This window comes from Pseudomonas siliginis, assembly GCF_024072275.1.
GTDB classification, from domain to species: Bacteria; Pseudomonadota; Gammaproteobacteria; order Pseudomonadales; family Pseudomonadaceae; genus Aquipseudomonas; species Aquipseudomonas siliginis.
Genome location: NZ_CP099598.1, coordinates 870,765 through 886,144 on the forward strand (window position 1 = coordinate 870,765; position 15,380 = coordinate 886,144).

The 15,380-nt window shown below is 57.0% G+C and carries 11 protein-coding genes and 1 other RNA gene; all 12 read right to left on the reverse strand.

The annotated features are described in order from the left end of the window. Nucleotides 1–312 precede the first annotated feature (312 nt). Nucleotides 313–2,655: a restriction endonuclease subunit S gene (locus NF676_RS04300; RefSeq protein ID WP_252887300.1), complete on the reverse strand. Its 2,343-nt coding sequence runs from the start codon at nt 2,653–2,655 to the stop codon at nt 313–315. Continuing rightward, a complete protein-coding gene (locus NF676_RS04305) occupies nt 2,652–4,121 on the reverse strand; it encodes a type I restriction-modification system subunit M (RefSeq protein ID WP_252887301.1) in 1,470 nt (489 codons plus the stop codon). Before NF676_RS04305 ends, NF676_RS04300 begins: the two co-directional genes overlap by 4 nt. An 88-nt stretch (nt 4,122–4,209) precedes the next feature. Then, nucleotides 4,210–6,573 (reverse strand): EcoAI/FtnUII family type I restriction enzme subunit R, encoded by a 2,364-nt coding sequence (gene hsdR, locus NF676_RS04310; RefSeq protein WP_252887946.1) that lies wholly within the window; start codon nt 6,571–6,573, stop codon nt 4,210–4,212. Between the two features lie 170 nt (nt 6,574–6,743). Continuing rightward, nucleotides 6,744–7,625, reverse strand: a complete 882-nt coding sequence (locus NF676_RS04315; protein WP_160767814.1) for a hypothetical protein — start codon at nt 7,623–7,625, stop codon at nt 6,744–6,746. Continuing rightward, nucleotides 7,625–7,828: a hypothetical protein gene (locus tag NF676_RS04320; protein ID WP_160767815.1), complete on the reverse strand. Its 204-nt coding sequence runs from the start codon at nt 7,826–7,828 to the stop codon at nt 7,625–7,627. The genes NF676_RS04315 and NF676_RS04320 overlap by 1 nt, the downstream gene beginning before the upstream one ends. A gap of 410 nt (nt 7,829–8,238) precedes the next feature. Continuing rightward, nucleotides 8,239–8,627: a transfer-messenger RNA gene (ssrA, locus tag NF676_RS04325) on the reverse strand. A gap of 95 nt (nt 8,628–8,722) precedes the next feature. Then, a complete protein-coding gene (locus NF676_RS04330; RefSeq protein ID WP_016771781.1) occupies nt 8,723–8,998 on the reverse strand; it encodes a PA2433 domain-containing protein in 276 nt (91 codons plus the stop codon). Between the two features lie 207 nt (nt 8,999–9,205). Further along, nucleotides 9,206–9,487, reverse strand: coding sequence for a PA2433 domain-containing protein (locus tag NF676_RS04335; RefSeq protein WP_056782851.1), 282 nt, complete (start codon nt 9,485–9,487; stop codon nt 9,206–9,208). Nucleotides 9,488–9,599: 112 nt separating this feature from the next. After that, nucleotides 9,600–12,410, reverse strand: a complete 2,811-nt coding sequence (locus tag NF676_RS04340) for an FAD-binding and (Fe-S)-binding domain-containing protein (protein WP_252887302.1) — start codon at nt 12,408–12,410, stop codon at nt 9,600–9,602. Then, nucleotides 12,407–13,078, reverse strand: a complete 672-nt coding sequence (locus NF676_RS04345) for a LutC/YkgG family protein (RefSeq protein ID WP_252887303.1) — start codon at nt 13,076–13,078, stop codon at nt 12,407–12,409. The genes NF676_RS04340 and NF676_RS04345 overlap by 4 nt, the downstream gene beginning before the upstream one ends. Further along, a complete protein-coding gene (locus NF676_RS04350; protein WP_110646640.1) occupies nt 13,075–14,532 on the reverse strand; it encodes a LutB/LldF family L-lactate oxidation iron-sulfur protein in 1,458 nt (485 codons plus the stop codon). Before NF676_RS04350 ends, NF676_RS04345 begins: the two co-directional genes overlap by 4 nt. Beyond that, a complete protein-coding gene (locus tag NF676_RS04355; RefSeq protein WP_041477925.1) occupies nt 14,529–15,353 on the reverse strand; it encodes a (Fe-S)-binding protein in 825 nt (274 codons plus the stop codon). Before NF676_RS04355 ends, NF676_RS04350 begins: the two co-directional genes overlap by 4 nt. Between the last annotated feature and the right edge of the window lie 27 nt (nt 15,354–15,380).

The window sequence follows — 15,380 nt, forward strand, 5'->3', positions numbered from 1 at the left end:
CGAATCGGTGCCGCAGCCCCCAGCGTCTTTTAGTACGCGTCGAACATCACAGCCACCGGAGGGCTTGAGAATGTGAAGGAAGGGGCGGCCATTCGACGGACCCCAGATGCGAAAAGCCCGCACTGGGCGGGCTTTGTCGTTGAGAGTTGGTGGGCCGGGGTAATTTGAACTGAGTTGTTAGGTATTTGATTTAATTGATTAATATGAATTTGTATTTTTCTTTGGAATACCAGCTGGAATACCGCGAGAAGTAGGAGTAAGCCGCATGCTTCGTATCCGTATCTTGCAGAGCACGGCTAAAAAGGCTTCTGTTTACTCGAAACCGGGCAAGCTGAGCATGCCGCCTGTGGTGCGTTTGCCAAAGCCGGTGGGTATTAGAATTTTGTGCTTCTTCATCTTTGCGAGTACCGCTAACCATTCGGTTTTTCCAAAGCGCAGCTTGGTGTCGTTCCAGCTATGCATGACTTCGTCCACGATGGCGTCATCGGAAACCGGGCGGCCTTCGAGAATAAAGTCGTTCCAGGCGGCATAGAGCGTCACGGTCATTTCGCAACGATCTGTATCCCAGTCCCGCATTAGTTCGATGACCTGCTCAATGGTGGCGCGCTCAGCGGCCGACCAGACGCTGCTATACGCCTGCCTATGCTGCCCTGCTTGGGAAAGCGGGCGGTAAGCATGGCCAACAGTCTCGCGCTCGATGCGTTCATACCACTGATGGTTTAGCATCTCGCCTTCGACCTTATTCATCAACTGGCGGTCATGTGGGCCGGCAGCATCGCGGAGATACTCGCCTTGTATCGCTGCGAGCTTGGCCACGTGTTCAACCAGGTAAATCACCTTTTGCAGCTTGCGCTGACCAAATGTCCGTTGGCCGTGCAGCTGGTGAGTGATTTCGGCGGCGAGCAAAGTGCGCCCAATTAGCCGATCCGGAACAATTAGTACTCGCTGGCTGTCATCGGTAAGGGCGCGCTCCACCAGAGCGCTAGCCAGCTGTTCGTTCAGTTGGCGGGCCTGATTCAGATAGGAGTTTAGGTGGTCACAGAGGACCGTAAGTTGGTCGACTTTTGCGACGATACGGTGCATTTCATTTGCAGGCGGTAATGGCACACACAGTAATCCAAGAATTTCCAAGTTGATATTTTTCTGAGCGGTAGATGGTGCGAAGTCCTCAAGATGTGACTTTGCAGTGCGTAGGAAAAACTCAAAATAACGAACGTTTAGCTCGGGAAAATCAGGAGTGAAACCCACAACGCTGTCGGGGAAACAGGCGTCAAAACCGAGAACGGCACTGTCACCAATATTCGCCGCAATGGTGATGCACATGGTACCAGTAGGCCACAAGCGACTTTGCTCAACACCTTTAGCGTTGTATAGAGCGCTGTATGTTTTAACTACTCCGTTGGCCCGAGCAACATCGCCTGTTTGGATCAAAGGAACATTTCCCTCCGTATACAGAGATGGGTCATTTCGAGGTCGATGCCTCGACTTACCTCGGGCGAGTTCGCCCACTGCCGGTAAAGTTACCCATGCCCAATTGCTCGGTAGTTCAAAGGGCTTTTCTACCTCGGAAATATCCGCGATAGATTTCTGCTTTTTATCCCGATGGTTTAAGCGAGTATTTGAAATGCGTTCAAGCAGCTTGCTGGCGGGCTCATCGTTTTGATCTTGCGGTACTAACTTGCCCATGACGGCCAATTGCAGCAGGGTCTGTTTGAGGGCGTTGATGCTGGAGGTTGTGGCGAACAAGGTGTGGAAGTGTTCAGCCAGGCGCTGCCAGTTGGTGGCGAAATCGGTGGCGTCGCTGGCTTGTGTTAGGCTGTCGAGCAGCGCTTGCACCAGTTGGGCGTGGGCGCTTCCGGCGTCGGCCTGCTGGGCTTCTAGGCGGGCGCACAGAGCCATCAGTTCATCGACTTTAGCGACGATACGGTGTTGTTCAGCGAGTGGAGGGATGGCAAACGGCAAGGGGCGAAGCTTTGCCAGAGACACATTGGCAATGTTCGTGGTTTGGCTCGCGCTCTCAATTAAGACGCTCCGAGCATGAGGCGTACGCAGTAGTGCCATTACAAATCGAGGTTCGATCAGCACTGGGCGTAGAACGCCGAGAAATCCACCGAATGTTGTTGGCTGATCAAGCGATGAACCAATCAGAGCAACTTTTCCTACTAGTTCCCGGCTGTTTGCCATCGACATAACAATGTCATGCGGCTGGACGTACTGATCTGGTCGAGAGATAAAACTGTCGCGAATGTAAAGCAGATCGTCCCATTCAATTTCGTTCTGTACGTTTGCAGTTCGTAGGCAAGCAACACGTCCGCACTCTGGAACTCTCGACTTCTCGCTGGCAGGGAAAGTAATTCCACGAACGATCTCGACGACCTGACCAAGGGAGGCGACGGCCCAGGTAGACGGTATTGGGTAAGAAATTTCGGCTACTGAGTCATCTACTGTCTTTCCTTTCTTGATCGCCCCTTCAGACATCAATCGTGCTTTTTCCTCCGCAATCCGCTTCAGTAAATCGCTGGCCGGCTCATCGCTTGGGTCTTGCGCCACTAACTTGCCGCGCACTGCGAGCTCCAGAATTAGTTCACGCAATTTCTTAATGCCATTGGGCGCGCCGGCCAACAGCGGCAGTTTATCGGTGAGTAACGCCGTCATACCTGACGCTCCAAGGCTTCAGCCAGCACTGCTTTGAGTTGGTCGCGCAGATCATTGATTTCGATTTGCAGGTTAGCGTAGTTGCGCAGCAGTTCGTTCGGGTCATGGCTGATCTGCTCGCCGATATGCGGGTTTTTGCAGTCCAGGTTCCAGTTGCGCGCTTGCAGGTCTTCGACACTGACCTTCCAGGCGAATTCGCACTCTACCCGTGCAGCAAAACCGTCGGTCTCTTTGCCCCACCAGGCCTCTTCTACGGCGAACTCTTCGATACGCATGGGGCGGGTCTTGGAGTAATTCTTCACACCGGCCGGATACTGGTGCTCGTAGAACCACACCTGTTTGGTCGGTGTGCCCTTGGTGAAGAACAGCAGGTTGGTCTTGATGCTGGTATAGGGGTTGAACACGCCGTTGGGCAGGCGAACGATGGTGTGCAGGTTGCACTCGGTCAGCAGTTTTTCCTTGATGCGGCTCTTGATGCCTTCGCCAAACAGAAAGCCATCGGGTAGCACCACGGCGGCGCGGCCACCGTCCTTGAGTAGCTGCATGATCAGCACCAGAAACAGGTCGGCGGTTTCGCGGGTGCGGAAGGTGGCGGGGAAGTTGTTTTCGATGCCGTCTTCCTCCATGCCACCGAACGGTGGGTTAGCGACGATGCAGTGCACGCGTTCGCTCGGCCCCCAACTGATCATCGGTTTGCTCAGGGTGTTGTCATGGCGGATCTGGTTCGGCACCTCAATGCCATGTAGGATCATGTTCGTGGTGGCCAACAGGTGCGGCAGCGGTTTTTTCTCCACGCCGAAGATGCTGGCCTGCAGGGTACGTTCGTCCTCGGCGGTTTTTACATAGCGGCTGCGCTTGTGTTCAATGGCGCAGGTGAGAAAGCCGCCCGTACCGCAGGCTGGGTCCATGACCTTCTCGTCTAGCTTGGGATCGACCATGCGCACCATAAACTCGGTGACCGGACGCGGGGTGTAGAACTCGCCGGCGTTACCCGCGTTCTGCAGGTCTCGCAGCAGTTGCTCGTAGAGGTTGCCGAATTCGTGGCGTTCTTGGGCTTTGTTGAAGTCCACGCCTTCCTGAATCTTGTTTATCACCTGGCGCAACAACTGCCCGGACTTCATGTAGTTGTAGGCGTCTTCAAACACACTTCGCACTACAAAGGCCGAGGGAGTGTTGCTGTACTCGTGCAGGTTCTGCAACTGGGGGAACAGGTTGTTGTCGATAAAGTCCTTCAGCGCATCGCCGGTCATACCTTCCGGATCAGCAGCCCAGGTACGCCAGCGGCAGCTGTCGGGAATGGGCGAGCTGTAGTTGTCGTCCATCAGCTCCCATTCCAGCTCACGGTCATCGAAGATTTTCAGGAACAGCAGCCAAACCAGCTGGCCAATGCGCTGGGCGTCGCCGTCTACGCCAACGTCTTTGCGCATGATGTCCTGGATGGACTTGATGGTGGAGCTAATGGACATGAAGTTCTCTCAACGCGTACCGCAAGGGGGGCGAAATTCTACCGGATAGTGGGGGCGACTGCTTTGGCATGTCGTCGGTGTTTAGCCCTTAGCTTGCGTAAAGTTCGTCTTCCAGTTCGTGGATAGCCTTGTTGTAGCCAGCCTTGCCGCCAAAGGCTTTGACCAGCTCGATGGGCGCACCGAACTGGCTGAAAGGGTCAAGCTGCAGGATTTTGATGTCCTCAATATGCTCGATGCCGGTATCGGCGTATTTATCCAGCAAGGCCTCAAGTACCTGGCGGGCTGCGCCAGAATACTTGGCGAAATAGTTGCGTTTTTTCACCTGCTCGGCTCGCTCGCGGCGCGACAGGGCGGGCTGATCGAAGGCGACGTGGCAAATCAGGTCGAACGGATCGAGCGGTTTGCCCTGTTTCTTTTCCACCTCTTCGGCCAAGGCTTCCCACATCACACCCTGGATGGCCATTTCCTCGATGATGACTTTCTTTTGCTCGGCATCACTCCAGCGACGGAGGAAGTCATCCAGCGAGGTGAACTGCTTTTTTACACAAGTGCGGGTGTAGTCGTGGAGCGATTCGGTAATGAGTCGTCCATCCGGACCGTAGTACTGCACGCGCTCGGCAACGACGTAAATCGGGACGGTATCGATCACGTACTTAATGCGTTTTTTGCCATCTTCCTCGCCAGTAAACTCCAGCCCATCACCGTTATCGCCACCCGCGGTAATGCCGTCTTCATCTCCCTGAGGATCGTCTGGTGGCACGGGCGAGTCATTAGCGTCGGGGGCGAAGATCACCACTGGATCACCATCGAAGGCCGGGTCAGCAAATAGCTCGGTAGCTTTTTTGAAGTCCATGATGGTGAACCAGTACTTGCCGTAGTCCTCGTTGATGCGAGTGCCGCGACCGATGATTTGCTTGAACTCGGCCATCGATTTGATGTGTTGGTCGAGCACGATCAGCTTGCAGGTCTGAGCATCGACGCCGGTGGTCATTAGTTTGCTGGTGGTGGCAATCACCGGGTAGCGTTCTTCTGGGTTGATGAAATTGTCCAGCTCGGCCTTACCTTCCTGGTCATCGCCGGTGATACGCATGACGTACTTGCGATTCTCGGCTACACGTTCAGGGTTGAGGTTGACCAGAGCTTGGCGCATGCGCTCCGCATGGTTGATGTCGTCGCAGAAGACGATGGTTTTCTGAAACGGATCGGTGGCGTTGAGGAGCTCGGTTACTTTCTGCGCCACCAGTTGGGTGCGCGCCTCAATGACTAGGGTGCGATCCATGTCCTTGAGGTTGTAGATACGGTCTTCGATCAGTTCGCCGTTTTTGTCGAGCATGCCCTTGGGCGGACGCCACCCTTGCAGATCCTTGTCGAAGTCGATGCGCACCACTTTATAGGGAGCGAGGAAGCCGTCTTCGATGCCTTGCTTCAGTGTGTAGCTGTAAATTGGCTCACCAAAGTAAGTGATGCTCGATACTTCTTTGGTCTCCTTCGGTGTGGCAGTGAGGCCGACATGGGTAGCGCTGGAGAAGTAATCAAGGATTTCCCGCCAGGCGGAATCCTCGGAGGCGCTGCCACGGTGGCATTCGTCGATCACGATCAGGTCGAAGAAGTCGCGGGAGAACTGCTTGTAAATGTTCATCTCTTCATCAGTGCCGGTGACGGCCTGATAGAGCGACAGGTAGATCTCGTAGGAGGTATCGATCTGGCGTTTGGCGATTTTGGTCATCGCCTGGCCGAAGGGCTTGAAGTCGTTGTTCTTGGTCTGGTCGACCAGGATGTTACGGTCGGCCAAAAACAGGATGCGTTTCTTCTGTTTCGATTTCCACAGCCGCCAGATGATTTGGAAGGCTGTGTAGGTCTTGCCGGTGCCCGTAGCCATCACCAGCAGGATACGGTTTTGACCGCGCGCCACAGCCTCGACGGTGCGGTTGATGGCATTCATCTGATAATAGCGAGGCATGCGCCCGGAGCCGTCGTCGTAGTAGGGCGCTTCGATCTTGTGCTGGGCTGTCGTATCCAGCCCCTTCCACTGGCAGTAGCGGTGCCAGAGTTCGGCAGGGCTAGGGAATTGATCAAGGTTGAGTTCGGTTTCTACCTGGCTGCCTGTGCCACTGCGGTCATGAAACAGAAAACCATCGCCATTGCTGGAGAACACAAACGGTACGTCCAGCGCCTCTGCATAGCCCAGGGCTTGCTGCATGCCGGAGCCAACGGAGTGCTTGTTGTCCTTCGCCTCGATTACAGCGATAGGCAGGTTGGCCTGGTGGTAGAGTATGAAGTCTGCGCGGCGTGCTTCTCCACGGCTGTGAAGTTTACCCCGGACAATAATGCGGCCTTTGGTAAAGCTGACTTCCTCGCGCACCTGCTTGTGCATGTCCCACCCGGCTTGTTGAACGGCTGGGGCGATGTACTTGCTGCAGATGTCCCGCTCGGAAAGCGACTTTTTATCCATAACCTCGATATTCCCTTTCAAGCCGGTCTGGCCGCTCCATTCCGGCACTGCTGATCGTGCTCAATGGGCGTAAATGTACCTCTTTTGATGATGGCACGGGGAGATCAGGCGTGATGATTGGGGCGGTAGGGAGATGAGTTGGGCAGCGGCGACGTGCGGCGCCTGATTGTCTACCTAGGATCGTTCGCTAAGGCGGAGCCAAAATGACTCGGATGAATAGGGCCACAGGCGAATCGCTGGTACTGAATCAACTTTCGCCGGCGTGCATCAGCTATTTGGCGAAGCATGCTCGGTCGTTCTTGATTCTGGTACTCGGATGGGAACAGCGCTGGATCGTAGGGGATAGAGTCCAGCACGTCGATTCCGTATTCAACATATACACGCTTGCCGAGAGGTGTCAGTGCTAAAGCTTTAATTCGGCGGATATGCTCAGCGATGAACCGATATCCGACATGGACAAGCACATCGTGAAGGTAATGATTCGAAGCGCGTATCGCAATTTTCACCCGCACGGACTCCCGATGCGGTAGATCCTGCCAGTAAGCGAAAAGGTTGAACAAGCGAGACTTCAAGCATGTGATGGGGTCAATGACGGCGACTTGCACGCCCTCAACATCCAGTACGGATAAATACTTGAAGATCTCTTTCTTGGGGGCGCCTCCGACACTGTCCATTTCCAGGATATCGACGATGACTTCCTTGCCATCAACCCAGTCGATGTAAGCTGCGGCTATGTTTATCGTGTTGTCTTCCATCTTCGCTTTGCGAAAAGGTATGCCCATCATTCGGGAGCAATACTCGATGGAATTGGGTTTGCCAATAAAATCCAAGTCATCGCTGGTGACGAACCCGACGTCCTCGCCCGTCATTTCATCAATGAGATATTGTCGGGCCCAAAGCGTCAGCGATTGCCCGCCAACAATCACGAGGCCGTAATCATTAACAGCTGATTTGACTGAAGGCCGGTAGACACGCTGGATGAGGTCGAGCAGGAAAGCGAAGAGCTCAGAGCGTTCTAGTAATTCGAACGGAGCGTCTATCGCATCAGGCATCAGTTGCTTAGCGCAGAGAAGCGCTGCGGGCGTGCAATGGGAGAATTGCCGCGAAGAACCGCTTTAGCACGGGCAGCAGCCATTTCAAGCATCTGAGGGTCAGATGCATAGACAGCATCAACTTGGCGATCACGTGAGCTACTCTTAAGGCTCATCATTTCCGCAAAGCTGAGGTCGTTTGAATGCTTGTGGCCGTTGATCATGGCGAGAACCCGTAAGGGTGAAAATGAGCTTGGTTTGAGGTTAGCACATTCGATCACCGCATTTACAGGCGAACGACTTTGCCCGCAACGCGTTACCGACGAAGTGTTGCGTGCCGTCTAGGCGCAGCGGGCCAGCTACTCCGGCCCGCTGCGCCTAGACGGCTCTGTACGATCAGTATTTTCAGAATCTTGAAGGATAAGAGCACTTGTCAAGTGGAATGTCAATACTGGTTGCCACGCTGCTCTTAGCAGCCTAGATGCAGAGAAAAACGCGCTTTCGTTCACTTCCTCACTACGCGCAGCGAAGCAATTGTAGCCCGGGCATTACCAGGTCTTAGGCTGCTGAAGCCCATGGTTTCACCAAATCCCAGCCAAAAAAAAGACGCCCTAAGGCGTCTTCTTCATCGAGTTGGTGGAGCCGGGGGGATTTGAACCCCCGTCCGCCAGTACTCCGCTGTCGGTACTACATGCGTAGCCGTGTCTATTAAGTTAACCCTCAGCGACCCGACGGGCAGGGTGCTTTGGGCGAGTTGTGTAAGTTTTAGCCGCTTCGTCCACAACGTACTGCACGGCGATTCTGTTCTATATGACAATCATTTCGGGTTTACAGACATCCCCTGATGATTGCTGGACCCGAAGGTACCAGGAGCATTGTCAGCTGCAATTAAGCAGCGAGAGCAACACCGTATTGGTCGTCATTGGCAACTATAAGTAGTTGCAACAGTGGATTTACGACTTCTGTTACCAAGTCGGCATGCACCTAGAGTTTCGCAACCGGCGTCGAATCCTAAACGGCCCCGAACTCATTGCCCGGTGAATCTGTTCGGGCAACAAGCGTGCACAGTGTACGTCAAAACGCTTGGCAGGCCAACCCGAAGGTTGGCCTGCGGGACATCAGTTACGCGTCGGGTTACGGATCTGCATCTTGCTGATGATGCCGTTGGTAACCTCGATGCATTCCTTGTCGTTGCCGGACGCCTGGGCCGCAGTGGCTTTTTCCTGTGCTTCCTTGATGTTATTCATGGAGCTTTCAGGAAGGGACGGCTGGCTGGTGACGAAATCTTTGATGCTTTGAAGATTCCCGGCGCAGAGGTCTTTGTCCGCCGCGAACACCGGCGAGGCCAGAAGTGCACCAGTGATAAACAATCCAGCAATTGCAGAATGCTTCATGGGTATCTCCTTGAACGATGGGGGCTCGGTGCTGCCGGACGGTTTGGCCGCGATGCCGAGGTCAAGACAAGCGAGGTCAGTATAGGACCTGTCTGGTTGACCGCTTCGCTGCGCAGGAATTCGGTTTTATTTGCAACGAATGTCAAAAGGCCAGATCGGTCTGGCCAGGTGCCGATGCAGCCGACCTGTAAAAGGTCGGCGCATAAATCATTTTTTGGTGTCACCGGTAGCGTTTTGAATGTCCAGCAGGGTTTGCTGGGTCTCAGCGACACAGTCATCAATCCTGCCTTGGTCCTTGAGTTTGCGGGCTTTGTTGACACTGGCCGATACGCGCGCATTCAGGTCTGTCGACGTCTGGTATTGGGATTTTGCGCTATCGATTCTCTGCAGATTGGCATCGCACAAATCGGCAGGTTTTTCAGCGGCGAACGAAGTGGACGCCATCATCGAGGCAGTGACAAACAGACCTAACATTACAGAGCGGTTCATGTGTATCTCCTTGAACTGAGGGTTCAGACTTCGCTGACCGTTGAACAGGCCCCGAATGATCCGGGGCATGTGCAGTGGACTACCGCCTCGCTCAAGGGTTCTGATTTTTTCCTCAGCAGGCTTTCGCCCGTGTCACCCGATCCACCAGATAAACCAGCCCGTGGTAGTCGATGCCACCGTGCTGGGTCAGGCCGATTTCACACGTGCGGCTGGTGGAAATGCCCTCGCTGCAGTACTGTACGGCGTCCTTGAGCGAACGCAGCGAATGGCTGTTCAGCTCCGGTGTGGTGAAGCCTTTGTCGCCGGCAAATCCGCAGCAATGTATGCCTTCAGGAATCACCACGGTGTTGCTGCATTTGCGCGCCAGATCGATCAGCGCCTGGCTTTCGCCCAAGTGTTGAGTGCTGCAGGTCACGTGCACGGCAATCGGCGCTTCCTGGGGTGTGAAGTCCAGACGATCCAGCAGATGCGTACGGATGAAGCGCACCGGATCGTACAGATCCAGTCGTGTTTCGCCGATGTCCTGAACCAGTCGCAACGTACACGGGCTGGTGTCGCAATAGATTGGATCGAGGCCGCCGCGACTGGCGTGGAGCAGTGCGCTGATCAGCTCCTGACGTTTGTGCTCGGCCTGTTCGGCGTAGCCTTTGGAGGCGAATGGCTGGCCGCAGCAGAGGTTGTCCTGATTGTCGGGAAAGACTACCTGGTAACCGGCCTTTTCCAGCAGGCCACGGGTTTTGTCGTACAGCGACATCTGCTCTCTGTCACCCGCCGCCGGGCCCATGACCCGCGAGACGCACGCCGCCAGATAAACCACGCGCGGGCGCTCGTCGGCCACGCTCGGGCTGAAGCGAATGGCTTTTTCCGGCTGTGGCATGGCGTTGGTCCACAACGGCACCTGGCCTTTGGACAAGCGCGTCAGCGTCGCCGACAACTTCGCCAGACGCGGTGCGCCGAGCATCATCCGCGCACCGTTGGCGACGTGCAGGGTGAAGCGCGCGCCTTGCAGGGTCTTGGCGAAATTTCCTTCGATCCAGTCAGCGGTTTTCTGGTGCGTGGCGTGTCGGCCACGGAGCTTTTTCACCAGTTCGCCGGTGTTGATGCCTACAGGGCAGCGTTGCGCGCACAGGCCGGTCGCGGCGCAGGTGTCGATGCCTTGGTAGTCGTAGGCTTTTTCCAGTTCGGTGGTGTCGACGCCGGCGCGCTTTTTCGCCTGGATATCGCGCCAGATGACGATGCGCTGGCGCGGGCTCAGGGTCAGGCCTTTCGATGGGCAGACCGGTTCGCAGAAACCGCACTCGATGCACTTGTCCACAATCTCGTCCGCCGCTGGCAGCGGTTTCAGGTGCTTGAGGTGGATCTGCGGATCTTCGCTGAGCACCACGTCCGGATTGAGAATGCCGTTGGGGTCGAGCAGGCGTTTGAGCTGCCACATCAGTTGATAGGCGTCGCTGCCCCATTCCAGTTCCACGAACGGCGCCATGTTGCGGCCGGTGCCGTGTTCGGCCTTCAGCGAACCGCCGAATTCCACGGCGACCAGTTGCGCGACGTCGTCCATGAACGCTTGGTAGCGTGCGATTTCTTCCGGGCTGTTGAAACCTTGGGTGAAGACGAAGTGCAGATTGCCTTCCAGTGCGTGTCCGAAAAGGATCGCTTCGTCGTAGGCATGTTTGTCGAACAGCTCGATCAGGCGATTGACGCCGATGGCCAGTTGTTCGACCGGGAAGGTCACGTCTTCGATGATTACTGTGGTGCCGGTTTTGCGCACGGCGCCGACGGCGGGGAAGGTGTCTTTGCGGATGGCCCAGAGGCGGGCGTTTTCCACCGGGTCTTCAGTGAAGTCGACCTGCTTCTCGACGGGGAAATCGCGCAGGGACGCCATGATTTGCGCCAGTTGTTCTTGCAGCAATGTCGACGAAGCGGCGCGGGATTCGATGAGCAGCGCGCAGGCATTTTCCGACAGCAGCTGTACGAAAGCGGGCATGCCTTTTTTGTCCTGCACCGAGCGCAGACTGCGTCGGTCGAGCAGTTCCACGGCGGATACCGGTTGGCTTTTCAGCACGGTCACCGCGTTGCAGCAGGTTTCGACATCAGGGAACACGATCAGCGCCGAGGCCTTGTTCGGGTGATCGATGACGGTGTCGTAAGTCACCGCGCTGATGAAACCGAGCGTGCCTTCGGAGCCGACCAGCAGGTGGCTCAGGATATCCACAGGCTCGTCGAAATCCACCAGGGCGTTGAGCGACAGGCCGGTGGTATTTTTCAGACGGTATTTGTGGCGAATTCTCGCGGCCAGTTCGGCATTGGCGCGGGTCTCGCGACCTAATGTCGCCAAGCGTTCGAGCAGGTCGCCGTGGCTGGAGCGAAATGCCGCGACGCTGGCTGGATCTTCGGTATCGAGGCGCGTGCCGTCGGCCAGCACCAGCCGAATTCCGGCCAATGTGTGATAGGTATTCTGCGCAGTGCCGCAGCACATGCCGCTGGCGTTGTTGGCGACGATGCCGCCGATCTTGCAGGCATTGATCGACGCCGGGTCCGGGCCGATCTTGCGTCCGAACGGCGCCAGCCAGGCGTTGGCCTGCGCGCCGATCACTCCTGGTTGCAGGCGGATCTGCGTGCCTTGGCCACGAATTTCGCGGGCGTTCCAGTTATCCCCAAGCACGATCAGCACCGAGTCGCTGATCGCCTGCCCGGACAGGCTGGTGCCGGCAGCGCGGAAGGTCACCGGCACCTTGTCGCGCTGGGCCAGTTGCAGCAGCGCCACGACTTCGTCCTCAGACTCGACGCGAATCACCAGTTTCGGGATCAGTCGATAGAAACTGGCGTCGGTGCCGAAGGCCAGAGTCGACAGCGGGTCGTCGAAACGCCGGTCTGCTGGAATCAGTTGCTCGGCATCACGCAGGAAAGCAGCAGGAAGACTCATTGATCCTCCAGAATCAACACGACCAGATCTTTCGGGCCATGCGCGCCATACGCCAGGACCTGTTCAATATCGGCGGTTTTCGACGGGCCGGAGACCAGCAGCGCGTTGGTCGGCATGCCTTGCGCCCATTCGAATTCTTGTTGCACTTGATAGAAGTTGTCGCGGATTTCGCTGGCCTTGAGCAGGGCGAAATGCACCGGCGGCACCAGGCTCATCAAGCGCGGTTCCTCACGGGTGGGCCAGATGATCAGGCTGCCGGTCGCGGCGATGGCACCGAGGGTGCCGGTGAGGCTGGCCGGGGTGTCGTTGAACAGCTCGGCTTTCCACTCTTCCATTGGCCGGTCGTAGGACTTCAGTTCTGGCAGCTCGGGATTGTTCGCCCAGTGCTGTGCGATGCGTTGCCCGTGCGGTGTGGTCGGTGCGATCAGCAGGCTCGGCAATTGGCGGTCGCGCAGCAGTTGCGCCAGTAATGCCGGCCACTCGGCGCCCGAGGTCAGGTGGATTTCGGTGTGCACCGCTTCCATCAGTTTGCGCAGTTGCGGGATGCGTTGCTCGGCGCTGTAGGTGTAGGGCTGGGTGACCAGATCGACATCAAAGGTGTCGGCGATCGGCGTGGTGCCGGTCAGACTTTTCCGCAGCTTGCCGAGGATATTTTGCTTGGCGCTCATCGACGCTCTCCCTGTTTGGCCAGATGCTCGCGGGCCATGTCATGCAGCGAACGCGCGGCCGGTTTTGGTGCGCTGTGGTTTTGCGTCCATGGGCCGACGTTGCTCGGTGTGAGGGCGCGCAGGCGCGTGGCGAAAAAAGCGAACATGCGGTACAGCGTCGGCGAGCTGTTGAGTCTGGCCCAGGCGTTCCAGATAAAACGCTCCTTGCGCGAATATTTGCTGCCCTGGCCGCGCATCACCTGATTCGGTGCGTCCGGGGCTTTGACGTTTTCCTCGCGCAGACGGCGCAGGATCGCCGGGATCGGAATTTTCACCGGGCAGACTTCACCGCAGGCGCCGCACAGTGAGGACGCGCTCGGGTGGTCCGGGACCTTGGCCAGGCCGACCATGTGCGGGGTGATGATTTTGCCAATCGGCCCCGGGTACACCTCGCCATAAGTGTGGCCGCCGACGCGGGTGTAAACCGGGCAATGATTCATGCAGGCGCCGCAGCGGATGCAGTTCAGGGTCTGGCGCAATTCACTGTCGGCGAAGGCCTGGCTGCGACCGTTGTCGAGCAGGACCAGATGCACTTCCTGCGGGCCATCGAGTTCGTGTTCCTTGCGCGGGCCGGAGATCATGTTGACGTAAGTGGTGATCGGAATGCCCAGCGCCGAGCGCGTCAGCAGTGACAGCAGCGGCACCACGTCGCGCAGGTTTTCCACGACTTTTTCGATACCGGTAACGGCGATATGCACCGGCGGCACGGTTGTGGTCATGCGCCCGTTGCCTTCGTTTTCCACCAGCAGCAGGGTGCCGGTTTCGGCGACGGCGAAGTTGACGCCGGAGACGCCGATGTCGGCTTCGAAGAATTTCTGCCGCAGGACCCTGCGACCGATCTGAATGAGTTGGTCAACGTCCTTGGTGTATTCCACGCCAAGTTTGTCGTGGAACAAGGACGCGACCTGACCGGCATTCTTGTGGATCGCCGGCATAATGATGTGTGAAGGCTTCTCGTGGTCGAGCTGGACGATGTACTCCCCCATGTCGGACTCCAGACATTCAATGTCCCGAGCCTCGAGGAAATGGTTCATCTCCATCTCTTCGCTGACCATCGATTTGCCCTTGATCACTTGCCGCGCCTCGTGAGCGCGGATGATCGATAAGACGATGCCATTGGCCTCGTCCACCGTTTCCGCCCAGTGCACTGTCACACCGTTGCGGGTCAGGTTCTGTTCCAGTTGCTCGAGCAGGTCGGGCAACTTGGACAGCGCGCGGGCCTTGATCGAATTGCCCAGTGCGCGCAAGTGTTCTCTTTCGTGGGCATCGCTGAAAGCCGCTGCCCGTTTGGTCATCAGTGAATCCATGGCAGTGCGGAAGTTGTTCCGCAGCTGCTGATCACCCAGGGCGTTGTGTGCCCGGGTGCGGAAATCTTCTTCTACGGCGACCGTAGGAATAATCGTCGAGGTGCTCATTGCGCACCTCCGGTTCGCTGCCAGAGGAAGCTCGCCAGATGTTGCCCGCGCAACGCCTCCTGCTGTTTCTCCAGCGCGCCGTTGATGTTCATCAAACAGCCGCAGTCGGCACTCAGTACCTTGTGTGCGCCGGATTCTTTCAACGCACGGGTCTTGTCAGCCACCATCGCGCCGGAAATGTCTGGCATACGGACGCTGAATGTCCCACCGAAGCCACAGCATTCGCTTTCGTGGTCGTGATTGACCCGCTCCACATTGCTCAACTGCGCCAACAACTCGCGGCCGTGCAGGTGGGTGTTCATTTCGCGGCGTGCCGAACACGAGGTGTGCAGCGCGACTTTCACCGGTTCGCCGCTGTCCTTGAGCTGCACCTTGCAGACGAACAGCAGAAACTCGGCCAGTTCATAAGTGCGAGCCGCAAGGGCCTGCACCTGTTTCAACGTTTCCGGCTCGTCCTTGAACAAGTCGGCGTAATGCTCGCGAAGCATGCCGGCGCAGGAACCCGAGGGCACTACCACCGGATAATCCCCGGCAAACAGCGCCAGTTGCGAGCGCGCTACCGTCCGCGCCTGCTCGGTGTAACCCGAGGTGTAGGCCGGTTGGCCGCAGCAACTCTGGCCTTGCGGATACTCGACCCGGATCCCTTCACGCTCCAGCAGATGGATCGCGTCCATCCCGGCTTCGGGGTAGAACAGGTCGACCACACACGTGCCGAACAGGTAGACCCGCGACGGTTTCTCGCTGGGGTATTGCCGAGGTTCGGGCAGTGGCGGTGCCACGCGGGTTGCGTTCGGCACAGCGTTGTAAAAAAGCTCGCTCATCAGGCGTGTCTCCGGGTAGGCCCGGTT